The sequence below is a fragment of the Arthrobacter sp. UC242_113 genome, assembly GCF_044054585.1.
GTDB lineage: Bacteria > Actinomycetota > Actinomycetes > Actinomycetales > Micrococcaceae > Arthrobacter.
This window is the reverse complement of sequence record NZ_CP171968.1, coordinates 3,580,726-3,601,370: the sequence shown is the minus strand read 5'-3', so window position 1 is coordinate 3,601,370 and position 20,645 is coordinate 3,580,726. Positions and strand designations below refer to the sequence as shown.

Here is a 20,645-nt window from a genome sequence, read left to right as displayed (position 1 = left end):
GAAAAGCCTAGGCAAAACGCAACCAGAAGTGCTCGCCCATTTCGCCCGGATCGCGGTCCGGGGAGTAAGATTTTTGCGTGATCGACCATATCGACAGAAACATTTTGCGTCACCTCAAGGAAGACGGCAGAATGACTGCCACGGCGCTGGCCGCCAAGGTGGGGCTCACAGTGGCCCCGTGCCATCGCCGGCTCCGGGACCTCGAGCAGTCCGGCGTGATCCGCGGCTATAAAGCGGACATCGACCCGGCCGCCGTCGGGCTCGGTTTTGAGGCGATTGTGTTCGTGACGCTCCGGCAGGTGGACCGCCCCACCATGGAGATCTTCGAGAGTCGGGTGGCTGAAAACCCGAACATTGTGGAGGCGCAGCGGCTGTTCGGTTCCCCGGACTACCTGCTCAAGGTGATCGCGGCGGACCTGCCCTCGTACCAGCGCTTCTACGACAGCGAGTTGACGGTCCTTCCGGGCGTCGAACGGCTGACCTCAACCCTGGTGATGAAGAACCTGAAATCCAACGCAGGCCCGCCCGTCTGAGGAGGCGTGCCCGCCGTCGTCCCCGAACGCGAACATTCCGCTGGCGCGAACTAACACTTGAGGCCCCGGATCCGAGTGGATCCGGGGCCCTAAGTGTCCGTTCGCGCCTAACTGTCTCCCGTGCTCAGCGGGGATTCAGGGTGGACGCTTGGAAGTTTCCACCTCTGTTGCCCGAGTAAAGCCACAGGAGTCCGTCCGGTGCAACGGCGATCATGCCGGGGCTGCTGGTTCCCGCCAGGCGGCCAACGTTAGCTATCGCTTTGTACATGTTCCAGGCACTGCCGAGCTGCGTGCGCGGAAGGAGGCCGCCGGTGCCATTACCCGGATAGAGCCACAGGACACCGTCGGTGGTTCGGGCCATTATGTCGTTCTTCCCATCTCCGGTAAAGTCGCCGGCGGCAGCGATCTGGTTGAAGGCGTCCCACCCCATCCCGAGTGACCGGGGAGCCTGGAGGCCTCCGATGCCGTTGCCCGGGTAGAGCGAAAGCCGGCCGTCAGCTGACTGCGCGAGCAGATCGCTCCTGCCGTCGCCCGTGAAATCACCGGGCGAAAGAAACCTGGTGAATCCCTTCAAAGACGTCGCCAGCAATTTTCTCGGAAGGAGTTTTCCTTTCCCATCGGTGGGATAGGTCCAGAGCACCCCGTCGGCCGCCCTGGCAATCAGGTCGGGACCGCCTGCTCCGTCAAAGTTTCCGGCAGTAAAAATCTGGTCGTAAGTCTGCCACCCGGAATTCAGCTGCCTGGCCGGCTGGAAGCTCCCGGAACCGTTGCCTGGGTGAAGCCACAAGGTGCCCTGCGTCGTCAGGGCGAAGACATCGGGAATGCCGTCACCAGTGGCGTCGCCGGCCTCCCACACCTGCCGGAACTTATCCCAGCCGGTACCCACAGAAATTCTGGTGGCAAAACGGCCCGTTTCATTGCCCGGATACACGGTCATGGCACCCGCTGAGGTCGTAACCAGAAGGTCCGTCTTCGCGTCCCCATTGAAGTCGTGGCCTCCGATGAAGTCCTTGAATGCGGCCCATCCGCCCCCCGAGCCGCGTGGGCGCGAGGAATCCTCCCATGGCGTTGCCGGGATAGAAGTAAAGCGTCCCGTCCTTGGTGCGGGCCATCAGTCCTCCCCGGTCACCGCCAAATCCACTCGCTGGGGCAACTGCCGTGAAGGCGTTCCAACCGGATCCCGCCTGCTTTGTTGTGGGAAAGCCGCCGGTACCCGTTCCCGGGTACAGCCAGAGCGTGCCGTCTGGCTTGATGCCAGCCAGATCGCGTTTCCCATCGCCCGTCAGGTCCCCGGGTGCAACGATGCGCTCAAATATCTGCCAGCCAGCACCAATCCGAATGCGGGGAAGGAAGCCATTCTGCCCGTTGCCGGGGTATAGCCATAGGACACCTTCGGAGGTGCGCCCGAGTACGTCCGCGTGTCCGTCTCCTGTGTAGTCAGCATCCCCGATAACAGTGTTGAAGATGTTCCAGCCACCGGCCAGCCTTGCTGCCGGCCCGATTTTGTTTCCCGCCAGGCCGGGCAGCAGTTGCAGCGAACCGTCGGTTTCGCGGGACAAGACATCCGCCCGGCCGTCCCCGTTGAAATCACCGGCCGAGAACTGGAACTTGGTGTGCAGGGAGGGGTCGGCGTCGATGGTAACGATGGCGGACGTTGTTGTCACGGATTTGATGCTGACCCGTGTTCCCGCGTGCGTTACAAAGGTCTGGCCGGCTTGCCAGGTGTGATTGGTGGCGTAGTACCCGCTGAAGGGAACGGTGGACGGCATCAGGTCCAGCGAGGAGGAGGGGGTGGCACCGCCGCGCTGGACCACCTTGACGCCCCGGTTGCCCGCGGGCCCGCTGGCCAAGTAGGTGTCGTAGCCGACCGGCTGGCGGAGCTCAAGGTAGTAGATCTCCCGGCTGACCGGATCTGTGAATTTCACTGCGCGGTAGGCCAGCTTCGTATCGCCCCAGGGCTTCAGCGTGTAGCTCTTCACGCCGGAAGCCACACCGAGGTCGCGGACGTCAGCGCCATTGCCCAGGCCCCTGGCTTCCCAGAACGGCGAACTGATCACCGGCATGTTGTAGCTGGACAGCCCCATCAGGTCGGTGCTGTCGCCGTATTCCCGGATATAGCAGGAGGAATCGGTGAACTGCCCGGTGCTGGTGACGCCCACGTCCGAAACGCCGCTGCTGCACTGCAGGGCGTCGGCGTGCATGGATCCCAGGACGTGCCCGAACTCGTGTGCGATCACGCTGCTGGTGAAGCCGCTGATCTTCGGCATCAGCACCCGGCCGCTGTTGCCGTTGCTGCTGTAGCCGGCGCCTAGGGCGCCGCCGCCGAGCGTGGCGCTGGGCACAAAGATCACGAGCGCCTTGTTGGCGCTGTAGGTCCACTTCAGCTCGCTCGTGATCTTGTTGATCATGTCGTAGTACGAGTCAGTCGACCTCGCCGTCTTGGAGTCCCAAGTGGCCCGCTCGGTGACGGTCATGGAGATGCGGCCGGCGGACATCGCCTTCCAGTAGTTGCTGGAGGCCGTCACAGCCGATTCGGCCTGGGCCATCGGAACGACGGACTTGTTATCGACGAGGGTGGCCACGACGAGTTTGACCGTGATTGGAACGGGAGCGGTCACCCCCGCCTCGGTCTGCAGGGCCAGTCCGGAAGGCAGCCCGTCCATCGGCACACCTGGCGCGGATTCGTATCCGTGGTGCTCCTGTTCTGTCGGGGACTCCACCGGCAAGGCGGTGCTGCCCGCGGCAGGATCTGTGGCAGCCACCGAGGCAGCGGCAGGAAGCGAGACGAGGCCCGCGGCGAGAACCAGCAAGCCGGTGACCGACGCGATTGAACGGGAAAAAGAGCGCATTGAGTTCCTTATTGAGACCGACCCCCCGGCGGAGACCCTGAGTGAACAATGCACCCGCTGCGTGCCCAGCGCTGCGGCAGATGCTGAATCAGGTTATAGCTGCCACCGCAGGACAGCCCCCGGAATATCCGCAGTTTTCCCCACTGATTTGCGCAGTATCGGAGCGCCACTCAGAGGGGGGTTTAGTCAGTGCTCTAGGAGGCCCGTAGTCCGGTAGGGAATCACCTCGCGCAGGAACATGCTGGTGGACGTCCGCACGATTCCCGGGCATAGCCGTATCTCCTCGGAGACCCGGTACAGGTCATCAGGGCTGGTGGCCACCACCCGGATCAGCAGGTCCGTGTCGCCGGCAGGGGCGTGGCACTCCAGCACTTCAGGGATTTCGCGCAGCGCAGCGATGGCCTCATTGAGGTGGCTCTGGTCCAGTTCGGCGCTGACCGCGGCGGCAACGCCGCGGCCCAGCGCTGCAGGCAGCACACGGCTGCTGTTAGGCCGGAGGGCGCCCGACGCCGTCATCCGCTCCAGGCGCGACTGTACAGTTCCGCGGGCCAGGCCCAGCCGCTGCGACAGGACCATGATGGGCAGGCGCGGATCCTCGTCCAAGGCCGAAAGGATCCTCCGGTCGGTGGCGTCGAGCTCCTGCAATCTGATCACTTCCTGTCCGGTTAAGGCGCGTACAACTGGTCAGATTGATCAGTCGGTTGAGTGCCCGTTGCGCCTACTGTAAGTCTTCTGCTCAGATAGTGGCAACGCAGGCAACGGTTACCCCCCGCAGCCAGCAGGCTACAGGCTCCCGGCACACCACCCGGCCCCCTGGACCACGCTTCCCGCAAAGAGGCAGCCGCTGATTGACACTTGTTCACGCATTCGTCTTTCCGCAGGAAGTGCCTCGAATTCCGGAACGCAGTTCCGTTCAGGACAGGCACGGCAAGAGCCCCTGAGCCACCGATCCCCGGCCAACGCCCGGAGCGCGGTAGCTGAGGGGCTCTTGTGGTGTTCGGCATAGGGTGGATGGCATGACTTGCGCTGGCCGCTTCGCGCCGAGCCCGTCCGGTGAGCTCCATGTGGGAAACCTCCGGACGGCAATCCTTGCCTGGCTCTTTGCCCGTTCCACCGGGCGGCGGTTTCTGCTGCGCGTCGAGGACCTCGACCGCGCGCGGGCAGGGGCTGAGGCCGTGCAACTTCGGGACCTGGCGGCCGTCGGTGTGACCTGGGACGGTGCGGTGGTGCGCCAGACGGACCGCGAACCGCTGTACACGGCGGCCATCGGACGGCTGGCCGCGGCAGGGCTGACGTACGAATGCTTCTGCACCCGCCGTGAGATCCTGGAGGCACCCTCCGCGCCGCATGCGCCGCAGGGGGCCTATCCCGGCACATGCAGAAGATTGTCGGCAGCGGAGCTCGAGTTCAAGCGGTCCACCCGTCCGGCCGCGATCCGGCTGCGTTCCTCCGTGGCCGAATGGACGGTGGAGGACGTGCTGCACGGGACGTTCACGGGCGTCGTGGACGACTTTGTCCTGCGCCGGAACGACGGTGTGACGGCGTACAACCTGGCCGTCGTCGTGGATGATGCCGAGCAGGGCATAGACCAGGTGGTTCGCGGCGACGACCTTCTGCCGTCCACACCCCGGCAGGCATATCTCGCCTCGCTGTTGAGTATGCCAGTTCCGGAATATGCCCACGTGCCGCTGGTGGTGAACGCCGACGGCGCCCGCCTGGCAAAGCGGGACGGCGCCGTAACCATGGCCGACCTTGCCGCCGTCGGAATCCCCGCAGAAGCGGTGCAGAGCATCATTTTGGAATCGCTGGGCCTCCCTGCTGGGTCTCTGGAGACCGCCCTCCAGGGGTTTTCGCCCGCCGGCCTTCCGCGCGATCCGTGGGTCTGGCCGGGGGCGTAGCGGAGCGCGTCAGGCGGTCTTGGACCGCTGCTCCAGCTTCGCCAGAGCCGCGTGCAGGAGATCCGTGCTCCGCCGCTCATCGATGACGATCGAGGCACCGAGCGCCGCAACAATGACAAGCAGGCAGACGGGAACCGAGACGCCAGCGGCCGCCAGTGCCACGCTTCCCGCGAGCACAACCACCACCCCGGTGGTGACGGCGATGAGGGTGCGGTCGAGGCACGTCATGACGCTGAAGAGTGCCGTGAGCGAGACCTTGAACAGCGCCACGGGAAGGGCGACGCTGGCGACTGCGACGACGGCGCTTATGTGGGCTGCGTGGTCGATGTAGTACGCGGCGACGTGCAGGCCAGCGCCCGTGGCGGCGATTGCGGCGAAAACTGGGATGTGGCCGTAACCGAAAAAGTAGGAACGGTGCCGCTGCAGGTGCAGTGCCCGGCCGGCGGGCAGGATGAAGTAAATCCACCACATGCTGAAGGCCAGCGCGGTGCCGCCGAAACCCACCAGGGCGGCATCAACCGACCAGCCATGGTTGGCCACGATGGCCCGGAGTGTCTCGACCGCACCGATCAGGCATTCGCCGAGCGCGATGATGGCCAGCAGGCCGTAGCGTTCGGCGATGTGGTGGGCGTGCCAGGGCGTGGCGGCGTTCCGCTCGGCGGCGTACGGAGTGGCCAGCTCCAGGACATACAGCGGTGCAATCATCAGGAAGGTGGTGGCGACGTCCGCCTGGATGAATAGCACAGCGATCCACCCAAGCTGGACCACCGCCAGGTAGCCCGCGTAGCGCAGGCACGTCTGCCTGCGGGCCGGATCCTGCCGGGCAGCGCGCAGCCACTGAAAGACCAAAGCCAGCCGCATGACGACATAGCCGCCGACGATGGCCGTGTTCTCCACGTTCCGCCCCTCCACCAGGGAGTGGAACATGGGTTCGATGCCCATCGCCAGGATCAGTACACCGAGCAGCTGAACCATGGTGACCACCCGGAACACCCAGTCGTCGGTGTCGTAGGCGCTGGCGAACCATGTGAAATTGATCCACGCCCAGATCACGGCAAACATCGCGAAGGAAAAGCCGAGCAGCCCGGCGCCGAAGTGTCCTTCCGCGATCTCGTGGGCGAACTGGCTGCCGGCCACACCGAAGGCGATCACGAAGGTCAGGTCGAAGAAGAGTTCCAGTGGGGTGGCTGTCCGGTGCGGCTGGTGCGGATCCCGGCCGCCCATGCGGGCCACGGCGTGCCGAAGCGGATTAGAGGGCATGAATCAAACAGTAGCGTCCCCCGATTGCAACGCGGGGTCACATAGCGCCCAATCCGGGCCCGGAATTGGGCTGTATCTGACCCCGCGTTGCTTTGCCCGCAGCGCTTTGGCTACACGCGGCCGAGGGCGTCGATGTCCTCGAGGAACTCCTGATGCACCTCATCGCTGACGGTAGTGCGGGTGTCCGCGATGGCGTCGAGGTAGTCCTGCGTGGCGGGACCCTTCCGGACCGCCTCGCGGACGGACACGCCGCCCCCGGACGCCAGCCCGCCGTCGTCGTAGACTGCCTTTTCCAGCGCACGCTGGGAGGCGCTGCGCGCCGCAAACTCGATGTCCGCGGGGGAGAAGCCCTGGGTGCGGTCCACCAGCTGCTCCACGTCCACGTCGTCCACGACGGCGGCGGGGATGAAGCGCTGCCACATGGCTTGTCGGGCCTGCCGGTCCGGGAGGCCGATGGGAATCACGTAGTCGAACCGGCCGTGCCGCAGGAAGGCGGAGTCGAGGGCGCGGATGAAGTTGGTGGCGCAGACCAGGATGCGGCCGGGCTGTTCGCGGAAGGCCGGGATGATCTTGAGCAGTTCGTTGGTGACGCCCTGCAGGGGAGACGGCGGGTCCCCGGCGCGCTGGGAGGCGATCTCCTCCACCTCGTCGATGAATACGACGGCGTGCTCGAGTTCCGAGATCTCCAGGAACGTCTCCCGCAGTGCGCCTGCCAGTCCCTTGGGGTCGGAGGCCAGCCGGGAGGGAAAGACTTCTACGAAGGGCCACTCAAGACGGGAGGCGATGGCTTTGGCGAAGGTGGTCTTGCCGGTACCCGGGGGCCCGAACAGCACGACGGCCCGTGGCGGCACCACACCGAATTCGTCGGCGAGGTCCGCCTCGGCCAGCGGCAGAACAAGGCGGCGCTCCAGGAGTTCCTTCTCCCGGCGCATGCCCGCCACGTTCTCCCACAAGTCCCGCGCCAGGATGCGCCCGCCCAGCAGGCCCAGTGGCTCGAGTTCCTGGCGCTGCACGGGGATGGTGCGCTCGAAGTAGCGCAGGTTTTTCTTGAGCACGAAGCCGCGGCTCAGGAAGGCTTCCACCCGGGTCTCGGACTCGGGCATCAGGGCCGAAAGCTTGTTCAGTCCGTGCGGCGCCATCCGGTTTTCGACGGCGGCCAGCAGGGAAGTGCCGATGCCCCGGCCGCGGAATTCCGGCAGGGTGGCCAGGAAAACGACCCAGCCCTGATCATGCGCTGCACGGCCGACGGCAGCGCCCACGACCTGGTCGCCGAGGACGGCCACCACGGCATGGTCCTTCTCGCACGATGCCAGCACCTCCGAGAGCGCGTAGACAGGCTCGACGTTGGTGGCCTTCAGCGACTCCCAGAGGTGCAGGATTCCGTCCAGGTCCGCGGAGTGGAAGTCCCGGATCCGCCAGTTGGTCATGAGGTTGTCTCCCGTGGTTCGACGTTGAGCCAGTTCTGAGCTGCTCAGCCGAGCATAGGCGATCGCGCGCCGGCACGGGGTTGCATGTGCGTTGCGTTACGCGGAGGGGTCAGCGCGTGGCTGTGTCCACGGAGGCGTCCCTGTGTGCGTCCTTGGAAGCGGCGCCCCTGCGGAAATGGTGCGTGCGCTCCTGGTCATCCTTGGTGTGCACCACCAGGACCGGGCATTCGGCGTGCGCTACGCAGGCGGTGCTCACCGAGCCGAGATGCAGGCCCATGAATCCGCCGTGACCCCTGCGCCCCACCACCAGCATCGCCGCTCCGGTGGCCGCCTCCACCAGTGTGGCCGGAGCCGGACCCCGCACCAGTTCACTGGTCAGGGTCTCCGGCACGTCCGGACCGAACGCCTTCTCGATGGACTGGGCCAGGATCTTGGCAGCCGAAGCCCCGAACGCCTCGAAATCCGGGGGGATGTATCCGGCATACATCTCCGGGAAATGCCAGCAGGCCACGGCATGGACATGAGCATCCAGGCCCGGTGCCAGCCGCGCCGCCAGACGGAGGGCCTCCACTGAGGAGTCCGAGCCGTCCACGCCCACAACCACTTTGCGTTCAGCATCCATCGTTGTTCTCCTTTGCAACCTCGACTTTGAACTTTGGACTTCACCGCCGCTGCAGCGGCTGCATCTGCAAGGCCACCCCGGCGGCCGCGGCGTCCCGGAAGCGGGCATCGATCTGCACCACGTCCCGTCCGGCCCGCTGCAGCAGGCTGGCCGCAACGCCGGCGCGGTAGCCCGTGGCGCAGTGCACCCACAGGCAGCCCACGGGCAGTTCGCTTAGGCGGTCCAGCAGTTCATGCAGCGGCACGTTAACGGCGCCCGCCACGTGCGAGGTGGCAAACTCGTCGCTGCGCCGCACGTCCAGTACGGGGTCGCCGTCGGGCTTTTCATGAACGACGGCGGGCCAGCCAGCCCGTGGATAGGAGGCGACGGGGGCTCCCGGCGCGAGTTCGCCCGGTTCAGTTCCCACCGCCGCGTCGGGGCGATCGATGCCGATGCGGGAAAGGTCACGGATGGCGTTTTGCAGATCCTCGCGGCCGCCGACGAGCGTCAGCTTTTCGCCCCAAGGGAGAACCCAGCCGAGGTAGGAACTGAAGCTTCGCCCCGAGCCGTATTCGAAGCTGACGGTGCCCCGCAGGTGGTTGCTGGCGAACAGCACGCGGTGGCGCAGGTCCACCACCCATTCGCCTTTCGCCAGCCGCTCCGTCAGCTCAGCGGCGCCGAGTGGCTCCGGCAGGCCCAGAACCGGGGGCTCTGGGCCGGTCATGTTGATGGGGGCCATGTGGGCGTAATAGGAGGGGTACGCGGAGAGGTTGGCCATGAGCTCGGACGCGAAGTGCTCGGGATCCGGGTCCGCCAACGCGTGGTTGGTGTCGCGCTGCTCCGCAATGGTCGACATCTCAGCACGCGCGGCGGGTCCGACCGAGCAGAACGAGCCGAACCCGTGGGTTGGGTAGAGGGCGGCATCGGGTCCGGCCTCGTCCGCGAGCCGGTGGACGGATGTGTACTGGTCCTGTGTCAGCCCGGCGGTGTCTCCGGGACCGAGAAGATCGGTGCGGCCCACGGATCCGAAGAGCAAACTGCCGCCGGAAAACACGGCCCGGTCCGGACCGTCCGTGACAACGTAAGACAGGTGCGTGTGGGTGTGCCCCGGAGTGGCCACTGCCCGGAGCGTGAGCCGGCCGATCTGGACCGTTTGGCCGTCCTCAACCGGCTCGCGCTCGTAGGCCACCTGGTCCGCGGCGTTCACCAGGTACGTGGCGCCGTGGGCGCGGGCGAGGATCAGGCCGCCGGTGATGTAGTCGTTGTGGACATGGGTTTCGGCGACGTGGGTGATCCGCACGCCGGCGTTCCTCGCGGCCTCCTCGATGCGGTCCGTGTCCCGCTGGGCATCAACCACCAGCGCCACGCGGCCGTCATGGACCAGGTAGCTGCGGTCCCCGAGCTGCGGGGTTTCGATGACAACGACGTCCATTCGTCCGGCCCTTCGACGCACCGTGGAGGCAGCGCTCATCGCGGGCCTCGCCCCGGATGCCTCCATGGTAGGCCGAATGGCAGCAGAAGGAACCTGCCCGGCGCAGGACGCCTGGCATTTCTGCACCACTTTCACCGTGCCCCCCGAGTGTGCGCGCCCGCGTTGCCGCGGCCAAAGGTTCAGCCGACACGGGAAAGCGGTACAAAAATGCGTGGCAGGGGGCGCCCCGGGGCTCAGACCCTCAGCGGAACGGGGTGCACCTCGTCTGCGCGGTGCCCGGCCCGCTCGTGAATGCGCTGCACAGCCTCAGCCGAGGGCGCTTCCGAGAGGCAGTAGACGTGCCCTGACTCGGGGTCCGCCCAAGCTGACTTGAAGTTGACCTTTTCGTCGTCCTGGATTGCAAGGTCGGCATTGTGGGCCGCCAGCAGATCCTCCTTGGTAATGCCTTTCATGTTCCGGTGGACGTCCATGAATTCTGGCATGGTGACTCTCCCTTGATCTTCTTTGATTTCGATGTGAGCCCGGGGATGCGCATGAGACTAGACCTGCCCCAACCGGGCGTCAATAGGATCCGGGAAAGGCTGCACTTGCTTAACCGCGAACGGACACTTGAGGCCCTCGGACTGGGGCCTCAAATGTCCGTTCGCGCTCAGCGGCGCGCTGCTGTTGCCGCGAGGGTGAGCTGCGGGTTTAGATCCGGTCAGCTGAGCCCGGGGTGGGGCGGTTGGCGATGACGGGGGACATGCCGGTGAAGCCTTCGCGGGCTTCGGCGATCTCGTGGATGCGTTTGCGGCAGGCGTACCAGCCGGCGGTCATGAGGGCGATGGCGATGAGGGTGACCAGGAGCGTGAGGGGTGAGTCGATGAAGACCATGACCAGTACGCCGGTGAGGAACAGCAGGGAGAGGTAGCCGGTGTAGGGGGCGCCGAACATCCGGAAGGAGGGGCGTTTGAGCCAGCCTTTGTCTGCCCAGCGTTTGAGTTGGATCTGGCACAGGACGATGGTGGCCCAGGTGACGATGATGCCCACGGAGGCGATGTTCAGGACGATCTCGAAGGCCTGGGAGGGGACGAGGTAGTTCAGCGGGACGCCGAGCAGGGAGACGCCGGCGGTGATGGCGATGCCGCCGTAGGGGACGCCGGCTTTGTTCATGCGCTGGGCGAACTTGGGGGGCGGAGCCGGCCACGGACATGGAGCGCAGGATCCGGCCGGTGGAGTAGAGGCCGGCGTTGAGGGAGGACAGGGCGGCGGTGAGGACCACGAGGTTCATGATGACGTCCACGCCCTGGATGCCGATGGAGCCGAAGAACGTCACGAAGGGGCTGACGCCCTTTTGGTAGGAGGTGAAGGGCAGGAGCAGGGCCAGCAGGATGACGGAGCCGACGTAGAACACGGCGATGCGGAAGACCACGGAGTTGATGGCCTTGGGCATGATTTTTTCGGGGTTTTCGGTTTCGCCGGCGGCGGTGCCGACGAGTTCGATGGAGGCGTAGGCGAACAGGACGCCCTGCATGAGGATGATCATGGGCAGGATGCCGTTGGGGAAGATGCCGCCGTTGTCGGTGATGAGGCTGAAGCCGGTTTCCTGGCCGGGGACGGGGGTGCCGAAGATGACGAAGTAGGTGCCGATGAGGAGGAAGGCGACGAGGGCGGCGACCTTGATGATGGCGAACCAGAATTCCATTTCGCCGAAGACCTTGACGGAGACGAGGTTCAGGCAGAGGACGACGACGAGGGCTGTCAGGGCCCAGACCCACTGGGGTACGTCGGCCATCCAGGGGATGTAGTTGCCGAAGAAGTTCATGTAGAGGGCGGCGGCGGTGATGTCCACGATGGTGGTGGTGGCCCAGTTGATCCAGTAGAACCAGCCGGAGACGAAGGCTGCTTTTTCGCCGAAGAATTCGCGGGCGTAGGAGACGAACGAGCCGGACGAGGGCCGGTGCAGGACCAGTTCGCCGAGGGCGCGCAGGATCAGGAAGGCGAAGAAGCCGCAGACGGCGTAGGCGATGACCAGGGACGGGCCGGCGGCGTTGAGCCGGCCGCCGGCGCCGAGGAACAGGCCGGTGCCGATCGCGCCGCCGATGGCGATCATCTGGATCTGCCGCGGCTTCAGGCTCTTGTGATAGCCCTTGTCCTCGGCATGAAGAAGGTTCTCCGTGGCATGCGCCTGGGCCGGAACCGTATGGTCAGTGATGGGTTGGTTACTCATGGGAGTCCTTTGATTTCCTGTTGGGGGAAGGAATCTTGCTACTTGCTGAGGTTCGCCAGGCGCTCGGGGCTGAGCAGCTCCTGCAGTTGGGTTTCGGTGAGCAGGCCGTGTTCAAGGACCAGTTCGGCCACGCCCTTGCCGGTGGCGAGGGCTTCCTGCGCGATGGCGGTGGCGCTGGCGTACCCGAGGTGCGGGTTGAGGGCTGTCACCAGGCCGATGGACTGTTCCACGGTGAGGCGCAGCCGTTCGGTGTTGGCGGTGATGCCGCGGACGCAGCGGGCCGTGAGCGTGCGGCAGGCTGCTTCGAGGTGCGAGATGCTCTTGTGCAGGCTGTGCACGATGATGGGTTCGAAGGCGTTGAGCTGGAGCTGCCCGGCTTCGGCGGCCATGGTGATGGTGACGTCGTTGCCGATGACTTCGTAGGCCACCTGGCTGACCACTTCCGGGATCACCGGGTTGATCTTGCCGGGCATGATGGACGATCCGGACTGGACGGCGGGAAGGTTGATCTCGCCGAGGCCGGCGCGCGGTCCGGAGGACAGCAGGCGGAGGTCGTTGCAGATCTTGGACAGTTTGACGGCCACACGCTTAAGCACGCCGGACAGGTGGACGAACGCGCCCACGTCCTGGGTGGCCTCGATGAGGTCGACGGCGGTGACCAGGGGCAGTCCGGTGATCTCCGCCAGGTGCCGGCAGGCGGCCTCAGCGTAGCCGGCGGGGGCGTTCAGGCCGGTGCCGATCGCTGTGGCGCCGAGGTTGATCTCGTGGATGAGCAGGTCCGCCTCGGCCAGCCGCTGCCGGTCCTCGCCAATGGTCACGGCGTAGGTACCGAATTCCTGGCCCAGCGTCATGGGCACGGCGTCCTGGAGCTGGGTGCGGCCCATTTTTACCACTGTGCGGAACTCCATGGCCTTTTCCGCGAACGCTTCCTCGAGTTCCGCCAGTGCGGAGAGCAGTTGGCGGGCGGCGAAGATGGTGCCGAGCTTCACCGCTGTCGGGTAGACGTCGTTGGTGGACTGGCTGAGGTTCACGTGGTCGTTGGGGTGCAGCCGGGCGTAGTCGCCCTTGGGGTGGCCAAGGATTTCCAGCGCCCGGTTGGCGATCACCTCGTTGGCGTTCATGTTCGACGACGTTCCCGCGCCGCCCTGGATCACATCGACGACGAACTGCTCGCTGAGTTCCCCGTTCATCACGTCTGTGCAGGCCTGTTCGATTGCCGCGGCTCGTTCGGCGTCCAGGAGCCCTAATTCCAGGTTGGTGCGGGCTGCGGCCAGCTTCACGGCGGCGAGGCCGCGGACCAGGTGCATGTTGCTGGAGAGCGGCTGGCCGGTGATGGGGAAGTTCTCCACAGCACGGAGCGTGTGGACACCCCAGTAAGCGGCGGCGGGGATGTCGCGGTCACCGAGCAGGTCATGCTCGGAGCGCACGCCGGCCAGGGAAGGGGAATCCGGCAGGGTTTGGATTTCGGTCATCTGGAGTCCTTAGAGAACGTCGTCGGTCGGGGACAGGGAGGAAAAGTCTGCGGCCTGCAGCAGGCCCACTTGGCGGCCGCCGCCGAGGACCGCACCGGTGGCGATGCCCGCAAGGGCGGAGGTGTCGACGTCGAGCGCTTCCAGCGCGCGGACGGTGACGGGCATGCGGGCCCGGTCACCCCCGTCGGAAATTTTGACGGCGATGGCGCGTCCGTCCGGCAGCCCCACCAGCTGGATGCCTTCGAAGCCGTCCTTCGCCAGGGCGCCGGGCAGCAGGCGCATGAGGTCCGTGACGTCGCGGCCCTCGCCCGCCACCATTTCCGGATGGCGGCGCATGGAATGCGCGACGGCGGCTTCCGGGCTTTCGGGGGCGGACGCACCGTCGGCCAATTCGGCGGAGGCGAGGCGGCCGAAGGCGCGGGCCATGCCGGCAAGGGTGAGGGCGAACAGCGGGGTGCCGCAGCCGTCGGTGCTGACGCCGGCGGGTTCCTCGCCGGTCAGGTCGGTGACGGTTTCGGCGACGAGCCTCTGCAGCGGGTGGGAGGGGTCCAGGTAGCCCTGCACCGGCCAGCCGTTGATCACGCAGGTGGCAGCCATGGCAGCGTGCTTGCCGGAGCAGTTCTGGGCCAGTTGCGTGGGCTGGCCGCCATCACGCAGGTAATCCTCGCGCTCGCGGACGCCGTAGGGGAGGTCGGAGCTGTTTTCGAGGGCTGCGGGCGTGAGTCCGTGGAGTTCCAGGATGCGGCTGGCGCCGTCAAGGTGCCGCGCTGCGCCGGAGTGGCTCGCTGCGGTGAGGGCCAGCAGGTCGGCGGGCAGGTCCAGCCCGGCCCGGACCATGGCCACGGACTGCAGGGGCTTGAGGGAGGACCGGGGGTAGAACGCGGCGTGGGGTTCACCGGCGGAGAGCAGGGTGCGGCCGTCGGGCGCGGTGGCGATCAGGGAGCCGTAGTGGACGCTTTCGACCAGCCCGTCGCGGGTCTGGAAGGCAAGGGGCTCGTGCCGCGGCAGGATCGCTGCTGCGGGAGGCGCGGAAAGGGGGTGGCTTGCCGGCATGGCGGGGGAAGGCATGGTGTCCTCTACGTTGGGTGTTGATCTGTTGAGTTGGGTGTGTCCGTGCAGGAAGTGGGTGGGGCTGGTGCCGAGCAGGGCTCGGGCGCTTACTGGCTAAGGATGGAGTCGAGAGCTTCGCCGACTGCGCGCAGGTGTTCGGCCATGGCGGCACTGGCGTCTGCTGCGGAGCCGGCTTCGATGGCATTGAGGATGAGGCGGTGTTCGACGTCGGAGGCGTGCTGGCGGTCGGCCACCATGTTGAGGGTTTCGGACTGGTGGGCGAGGGCGTCGCGGATATCCGCCACGACGCTTTCGAACACTTTGTTGCCGCTGGCGCGGGCGATGGCTGCATGGAAGCTGGAATCGAGGGCGACCCAGGCTTCTGGATCGTTTTCCGCAGCCATGGACGCCATCACGCCGCGGAGGGTTTCCAGGTCCTCGGCGGTGCGGCGCTCGGCGGCGAGGCCGGCGGCGGGGACTTCGATGTGGGGCCGGGCCTCGGTCAGGTCCCGTGCCGAGAACTGGCCCAGGACGAGGTCGTTGGCCACCTGGTCGGCGACGACGAACGTGCCGCGGCCGGTCTTGGTTACGGTCAGGCCGAGGGCGGTGCAGGAACGCAGGGCCTCCCGGATCACCGAGCGGCTGACGCCGTACTGCGAGGCCAAAGATGCTTCGGAGCTGAGCTTCGCGCCAACACCCAGCGCTCCGCTTTGGATGTCCCCGCGGATGGCGTTGAAGACAGCTTCGGCTGCGCTGAGGCGCGCCAGCGGAAAGGAGCTTGCGCCGCTTTGCGGTCCGGCTGTCCGGCTGTCTGACAGGTTCACGATTAAGAATATGGCACGGGTCACAGGTAGGTGTCAACCAGAAGCTTGAACGGGTCCAGACATTAAGGACGCGCGCCCGGGAGGGTGGCGCAATTCCTGATCGGTACGTCCGTTCCGATTCCACTCTTGTGCACGTGCAGTGGTCCGGCGTAGCGTGGGACCTGCGAACAAACCGGCACGATCGTTCCTAATTGCTGCGGAGGTGTGTCTTGGGTGAATCATTCCATGATGGCCTCGCCGCGGCCGTCCGTGCCCGGCGCGCCGAACTTCGCCTGAGCCAGCAGGATCTCGCCGACATGGCAGGAGTCTCCGAGCGCTTTGTCCGCTTCGTGGAACAGGGCAAGCCGAGCCTCCGGCTGGACACCCTGCTGGCACTGCTGGACACACTGGGGCTTGAGCTGGGGCTGGGCACCCGGACCAGCGCCGCCGCCCGCGCACTGGTGACCCAGCCGTCGGAGCTGACGGTGACGCAGCTGCCGGTGGCACAACCGCCGTCGTCCGTTCCGCCGTCGTCCGTTCCGTTGGAAGGCAACTTGCCCGGCGAAGGGGAGAACGGGCCGTGACGCACCGCATCGCGGACATCTACAAGCGGGGTGTCCTGGCCGCCCGGCTGGAACGGCACGACGGCGGCACCAGGTTCAGCTATCTGCCCGCCTACCTGCAAAGCGGCCGCCCCGCCGTCGCCAGTTCCCTTCCGCTGTCACCGGAACCTGTGCTCTCCGGGGCAGGGGCGGCACCGCCGTACTTCACCGGCCTGCTCCCGGAGGGCCGGCGGCTGAACGCACTGCGCCGATCCATCAAGACCAGCGCGGACGATGACCTCTCGCTGCTCATTGCCGCCGGCGGCAACCCGGTGGGTGACGTGCAGATCGTGGGCCACGGGGAACCGCTGGACCCGGAGGAGCACGCCGTCGAGGTGGATCCGCGCAGGCCCGTGGACTTCGACGAGCTGCTGGGCGATTCAGGCCTGATCGACCCGGTGGCGCTCGCCGGCGTACAGGACAAGCTCTCCGCCGGAATGATTTCCATGCCCGTGGCCAGCGCGGGGCGCCGGTTCATCCTCAAGCTCAACGCCCCCGAGTTCCCGCACGTGGTGGAGAACGAGTTCATCATGTTCCGCTACGCGGCGAAGCTGCGGATTCCGCTGAGCCGGGTGCAGCTGATGCGCGACGTCGCCGGCCGGCCGGGGCTGCTGGTGGAGCGGTTCGACCGCGTGCCGCTGGCCGGCGGGACAGCAGCCGGCGCGGCTGGCGGGCCGGACGCGGTGCAGCGACTCGCCGTCGAGGACGGCGCGCAGGTCCTGAAGCTGTACCCGGCGGACAAGTACAACGTGGGGTTCGGAACGGTGTGCCACGCGCTCGCCGAATACTGCGCGGCACCGCTGCCGGCGCTCCGGAACCTCGCCATCCAGGCCGCCTTCGCACTGCTCAGCGGCAACGGTGACCTGCACGCGAAAAACGTATCCATGGTGCAGCAGCCGCACGGGGAATGGTCCATCGCGCCCGTCTACGACATCCCCTCCACAGTGGTCTATGGTGACAAGACGCTCGCCCTGACGCTCGGCGGCAAGCGCAGCGGCATCTCGCGCAAGCACTTCCTGGCCTGGGCCACGGGACTCGGGTTGCCGGATCGTACAGCCGTGCAGGCGGTGGATCTGGCCCTGAAGGCCGCCGGCCCGCTACTGGCTGATTTGGAGGCCGGGACGGCTTTCACTTCAACGGCGTTTACAGCAACGGCCACCGTTTCAGTGGACGACGGCGGCGCCTCGCCTTTTCCGGACATGGTCACCAGGGCGTGGGTCAAGGAGCTCAAGCACCGGCGGCGGCTGTTGGAGGGGTGAAGCGGTCGTACCAGCTAAGGACGCGCAGGGCCCGAAGTGTGTTCCAGCGGCTGGGGCGTCCGTCGCCGTCCTCCATGGCGAAGTGGATGCGTCCGGGGTGGGTGTTCTCAAGCAGCCAGGTTCCGTCGGGCTGCCGTTTTGAGCGGAGCAGGCCGACGGCCTCGGCAAGCCGGCAGTCCGGGACTCCGCCCGTGCCGTTGAGGGCCGCGTCCAGGAAGGAAGCGTCCCGGAAATAGTCCAGGCCGCGGAGCGCATCGTAGAACCAGCGGGTTGGATAGGAAAACTGCAGCCAGTCCGGGTCCACCAGCTCTCTGGTGCTTTTGCGCCGCAGCAGCGCACGTTCCAGCAGATACTCCTCGCCCCGCTTCCGCGCAGCAACCGATTCCGGGATTCCGTCCGTGGCCCGCTCGTGTTCCAGCAGCCCTTCCAGAACGTTGATGGTGGTTGCGAAGGACGAGCGCACCGACCCCCGCTCCGCTTCGCAGTTCCAGCCGCCGTCGTCGAGCTGTTCGCCGAGGAGCCGCCGGACGATCCCGTCGACATTTTCGCCGAAGTACGCTCCGAGGGCCACGGCCTTGCCGTTGATGCAGGGCTCAACCTCGCCGTCGAAGAACGGCTGGCCGCCCTCCTCCCAGCGGCTGTTCTCCCTCACCTTCCGGACCGCGGCACGGGCCTCCTCACTGCCCGGATCGAGCCCGAGGTCCCGCAGGAGCAGGAGGCTGTAGGTCGTGGCCGTCCACGGCTGGCCCGCCTCGGAGCCGTCATACGGCACAGGGAAGAACGTGCCGCCGTCCCACTGGCCGTCGCCGCCCTGCAGGGCGAGCAGCCGCGCACCCCAGCCCTCGGCGGCCACGCGGGTACGTTCGGCGCGAACCTCTTCGGCAGGCGCATCCGTCAGGTCGCGCAGGACCTGCCACCGGATCGAGGGGTCGGAATCGAGCAACCAGTCGAGTACGTCTCTCACCGGGCGGAAACCGGGAGCTAAAGGTGCTGGATGCCTGCGCGCTGCATGGCGTCTTTATAGACGTCCACGCTCTTGGTCAGGAGTTCTTCCTGCTTGGCCTCGGAAACAGCAAAGGCCCGCCCGCCGAGCGCGCTGGCCTTGTAGATTTTGATGCCGTTGTTCTTAAGTGAGTAGTGGTAGGTCTTCTCGAAGAGTGTCAGGAAGGTGGCGGCGTCGGTCCCGTGGGCAATGATGGCCGAGACGCGCTTGTTGATCTTCATGAACTGCCGGAAGGGGCGCAGGCCGTCGGTCTTCTCCTGGATGCTGAGGGCCGAGGGCATGTCCGGGTCACGCACCCAGGGGTAGGCGTTCCACGGCATGACGTAGCGCGGATCCAGCTCGGCGAGCTCGTAGATCTGGGTGGCCCGGCGCGCGGCCTCGTCGTCGTTGAAATGAGACACGAAACCGGACTCGGTGCCCTTGCCCGGGCTGACCTGGAGGCTGACAATCCGGCATTCGTCCTCGTCATGGACGGGGTCGATATAAGGAACGGTCGATCCCGGCTTCTTCTCCATAAGTTCATCGCACAGTTGCGTCACTGCTGCGATGTTCGGTTCCTGTAGCAGGGCTTTCTTTTCGTCCCAGTCAATCGTCACGATTTCTCCCTTAGCTGCATGGCGTCCAAGAATCAGGCGTCTTAGGCCACTCTACGCTTTTGACGGTAAGGGTGGGTGGGGCAGTTTCCGCCGACCCGAGAGGACTCCTAAACCCCTTCGGCCCGGAACGTGAACTGGCCAGCCAAAAGCGTTGCAGCGACGGGCATTCCGGCAAACACAGCATCCGATACGGCAAGGGGATCAGCATCCAGCACGGCAACATCCGCCACATCCCCGGCCCGGATCCGGCTGCGCCCGCGCGTTGAGGCGAGCAGCGCTTCCCCGCGGGTCAGGGCCTGCTCCGGGTGCCAGGGGCCGCGGCCGTCTTCACGTGCGCGCGCGGTCGCGGCGGACATCGCCAGCCACGGATCCAGGGCCGCCACGGGCGCATCGGACCCCAGCGCCAGCCGCGCCCCGCCGTCCAGCAGCGAGCGCAGCGGGAAGGCCCGGTCAGTGCGCCCGGCCCAGTTAGCGTCAGCAGCGTCGCGGTCGTCGAGTGCATGGGCGGGCTGGACGCTGGCCGTCAGGCCAAGCTCACCGAACCGCGCGAAGTCCTCCTGCCGGACAAACTGGGCGTGCTCGATCCGGCCGCCGACCCCAACTTCGGCGAAGGCATCCAGCGCAACCTTATTGGCGCCGTCGCCAATGGCATGGACCGCCGGGACGAAGCCCGCCTCCCGGGCCATGGCGAGCAGGGCAACCAGCTCGGGTTTGCTCACGGTCAGGATGCCGTGCCCGCCGTGCGGGTACGGCTCAACGCAAAAGGCGGTACGCGTGTTGAGGGAACCGTCGATGAGCACCTTCAGCGGCCCCACCCGCAGAAGGCCGGCACCGCCGTCGACCCTTTGTCCCGTCCGCATCCCGGCAGCGGCCGCCCGCTCCAGATCCTCCGGGTACACCCCCGCGTCAACGCGCAACGAGCTGAATCCACCGGCGATCCGGCGCAGCCAGACGTCACGGTTCCACGTCATCTCCAGGTCCACCACGCCCACCACCCCGCGGGCGGCGGCTTCCTGGCCTGCCGTGCCCACCCAGCCGTCCACGACGTCGTCGGGCAGCTTTCCGAGTTCGCGCGTGAGGGCGAATGCCGGTTCCTCACGGAGCAGGCCGTCTGGCGGGAGCTGAACTCCGTACCGGCGCGCGGCCGCCGAATTCAGCCACACACAGTGCAGGTCATGGCTGATCAGGGCGGCGGGGACTCCCCGGGTGGCGTCGTCGAGCATTTGCGCGCTCGTGACGTCGTCCCAAATGGCGTCGCGGAAGCCCGCACCCACCACCGTGCCGGTCGGTTCAGCCCCGGGTCCGTCGCGGTCATCCGCTGCCGGACAAGCTCGACGGCGGCGCTCGCCGAAGCGGCACCGGACAGGTCGATCCGGTTGGCGGCCAAGGCCCACTGCGTCATGTGGACGTGCTCGTCCCACAGCCCGGGGATGACGAAGCGTCCCTCGAGATCCAGCACCTGGGCATCCGCTGCCCTGAAACCTCCGGGGCGCGCCCCCGCTGCGGTGATTGCGGACACCCGGCCATCGCGAATATGGAGGTCGGAGCACTCCGTGCCGCCGGGCAGCCTCACGGACGCGAGCACCAGGTCCTGTGGCGGGTGTTGAGCTGCTGGGTCTTGGGCTGCTGGGGCGTAACCTGCTGGGCGGTC

General features: G+C 66.6%; 17 protein-coding genes and 2 pseudogenes. 4 read left to right on the top strand and 15 right to left on the bottom strand.

Going from position 1 to position 20,645, the window contains the following annotated elements:
- Positions 1–77 precede the first annotated feature (77 nt).
- Positions 78–533 (top strand): Lrp/AsnC family transcriptional regulator, encoded by a 456-nt coding sequence (locus ACHMXB_RS16390; RefSeq protein ID WP_111903033.1) that lies wholly within the window; start codon positions 78–80, stop codon positions 531–533.
- Between the two features lie 124 nt (positions 534–657).
- On the opposite strand, the gene ACHMXB_RS16385 is transcribed toward ACHMXB_RS16390, so the two are convergent.
- The 3 genes from ACHMXB_RS16385 to ACHMXB_RS16375 all read right to left on the bottom strand — a co-directional run bounded on the left by ACHMXB_RS16385 (position 658) and on the right by ACHMXB_RS16375 (position 4,027).
- Complete coding sequence (locus ACHMXB_RS16385; protein WP_395400006.1) at positions 658–1,470, bottom strand: FG-GAP repeat domain-containing protein; 813 nt, start codon at positions 1,468–1,470, stop codon at positions 658–660.
- Positions 1,448–3,382, bottom strand: a complete 1,935-nt coding sequence (locus ACHMXB_RS16380; protein ID WP_395400004.1) for an FG-GAP-like repeat-containing protein — start codon at positions 3,380–3,382, stop codon at positions 1,448–1,450. The genes ACHMXB_RS16385 and ACHMXB_RS16380 overlap by 23 nt, the downstream gene beginning before the upstream one ends.
- A gap of 186 nt (positions 3,383–3,568) precedes the next feature.
- On the bottom strand, positions 3,569–4,027 hold the full coding sequence (locus ACHMXB_RS16375) for an Lrp/AsnC family transcriptional regulator (RefSeq protein ID WP_190243046.1): 459 nt from the start codon (positions 4,025–4,027) through the stop codon (positions 3,569–3,571).
- A 371-nt stretch (positions 4,028–4,398) separates the two neighbouring features.
- On the opposite strand from ACHMXB_RS16375, the gene gluQRS reads away from it, so the two are divergent.
- Positions 4,399–5,280 (top strand): tRNA glutamyl-Q(34) synthetase GluQRS, encoded by an 882-nt coding sequence (gene gluQRS, locus ACHMXB_RS16370; RefSeq protein WP_395400002.1) that lies wholly within the window; start codon positions 4,399–4,401, stop codon positions 5,278–5,280.
- Positions 5,281–5,289: 9 nt separating this feature from the next.
- On the opposite strand, the gene ACHMXB_RS16365 is transcribed toward gluQRS, so the two are convergent.
- The 9 genes and pseudogenes from ACHMXB_RS16365 to ACHMXB_RS16325 all read right to left on the bottom strand — a co-directional run bounded on the left by ACHMXB_RS16365 (position 5,290) and on the right by ACHMXB_RS16325 (position 15,555).
- Entirely contained in the window at positions 5,290–6,540 is a 1,251-nt protein-coding gene (locus ACHMXB_RS16365; RefSeq protein WP_395400000.1) for a low temperature requirement protein A, read from the bottom strand.
- 110 nt (positions 6,541–6,650) lie between these two features.
- Positions 6,651–7,967: an ATP-binding protein gene (locus ACHMXB_RS16360; RefSeq protein ID WP_395399998.1), complete on the bottom strand. Its 1,317-nt coding sequence runs from the start codon at positions 7,965–7,967 to the stop codon at positions 6,651–6,653.
- A 109-nt stretch (positions 7,968–8,076) separates the two neighbouring features.
- Positions 8,077–8,589, bottom strand: coding sequence for a universal stress protein (locus ACHMXB_RS16355; protein ID WP_395399996.1), 513 nt, complete (start codon positions 8,587–8,589; stop codon positions 8,077–8,079).
- 40 nt (positions 8,590–8,629) lie between these two features.
- Entirely contained in the window at positions 8,630–10,000 is a 1,371-nt protein-coding gene (locus ACHMXB_RS16350; RefSeq protein ID WP_395399994.1) for a rhodanese-like domain-containing protein, read from the bottom strand.
- 233 nt (positions 10,001–10,233) lie between these two features.
- Positions 10,234–10,482, bottom strand: a complete 249-nt coding sequence (locus ACHMXB_RS16345) for an SCO4226 family nickel-binding protein (protein ID WP_395399992.1) — start codon at positions 10,480–10,482, stop codon at positions 10,234–10,236.
- 208 nt (positions 10,483–10,690) lie between these two features.
- Positions 10,691–12,209 (bottom strand): annotated as a pseudogene (locus ACHMXB_RS16340) (amino acid permease).
- 38 nt (positions 12,210–12,247) lie between these two features.
- Complete coding sequence (locus tag ACHMXB_RS16335; RefSeq protein ID WP_395399990.1) at positions 12,248–13,681, bottom strand: aspartate ammonia-lyase; 1,434 nt, start codon at positions 13,679–13,681, stop codon at positions 12,248–12,250.
- A 9-nt stretch (positions 13,682–13,690) separates the two neighbouring features.
- Entirely contained in the window at positions 13,691–14,749 is a 1,059-nt protein-coding gene (locus tag ACHMXB_RS16330) for an asparaginase (protein WP_395399988.1), read from the bottom strand.
- Between the two features lie 89 nt (positions 14,750–14,838).
- Positions 14,839–15,555 (bottom strand): FadR/GntR family transcriptional regulator, encoded by a 717-nt coding sequence (locus ACHMXB_RS16325; protein WP_395399986.1) that lies wholly within the window; start codon positions 15,553–15,555, stop codon positions 14,839–14,841.
- Positions 15,556–15,764: 209 nt separating this feature from the next.
- Here ACHMXB_RS16325 and ACHMXB_RS16320 point away from each other — a divergent pair, with 209 nt between their 5' ends.
- Together ACHMXB_RS16320 and ACHMXB_RS16315 are read left to right on the top strand one after the other, a co-directional pair.
- A complete protein-coding gene (locus tag ACHMXB_RS16320) occupies positions 15,765–16,118 on the top strand; it encodes a type II toxin-antitoxin system Y4mF family antitoxin (protein ID WP_395399984.1) in 354 nt (117 codons plus the stop codon).
- Positions 16,115–17,395 (top strand): type II toxin-antitoxin system HipA family toxin, encoded by a 1,281-nt coding sequence (locus tag ACHMXB_RS16315; protein WP_395399982.1) that lies wholly within the window; start codon positions 16,115–16,117, stop codon positions 17,393–17,395. Before ACHMXB_RS16320 ends, ACHMXB_RS16315 begins: the two co-directional genes overlap by 4 nt.
- Here ACHMXB_RS16315 and ACHMXB_RS16310 read toward each other — a convergent pair.
- The 3 genes and pseudogenes from ACHMXB_RS16310 to ACHMXB_RS16300 form a co-directional block, all read right to left on the bottom strand.
- Entirely contained in the window at positions 17,364–18,359 is a 996-nt protein-coding gene (locus tag ACHMXB_RS16310; RefSeq protein ID WP_395399980.1) for a hypothetical protein, read from the bottom strand. The genes ACHMXB_RS16315 and ACHMXB_RS16310 overlap by 32 nt on opposite strands.
- Positions 18,360–18,376: 17 nt before the next feature.
- Positions 18,377–18,994, bottom strand: coding sequence for a uracil-DNA glycosylase (locus ACHMXB_RS16305; protein WP_395399978.1), 618 nt, complete (start codon positions 18,992–18,994; stop codon positions 18,377–18,379).
- 107 nt (positions 18,995–19,101) lie between these two features.
- Positions 19,102–20,396: pseudogene (locus ACHMXB_RS16300) on the bottom strand (amidohydrolase).
- Between the last annotated feature and the right edge of the window lie 249 nt (positions 20,397–20,645).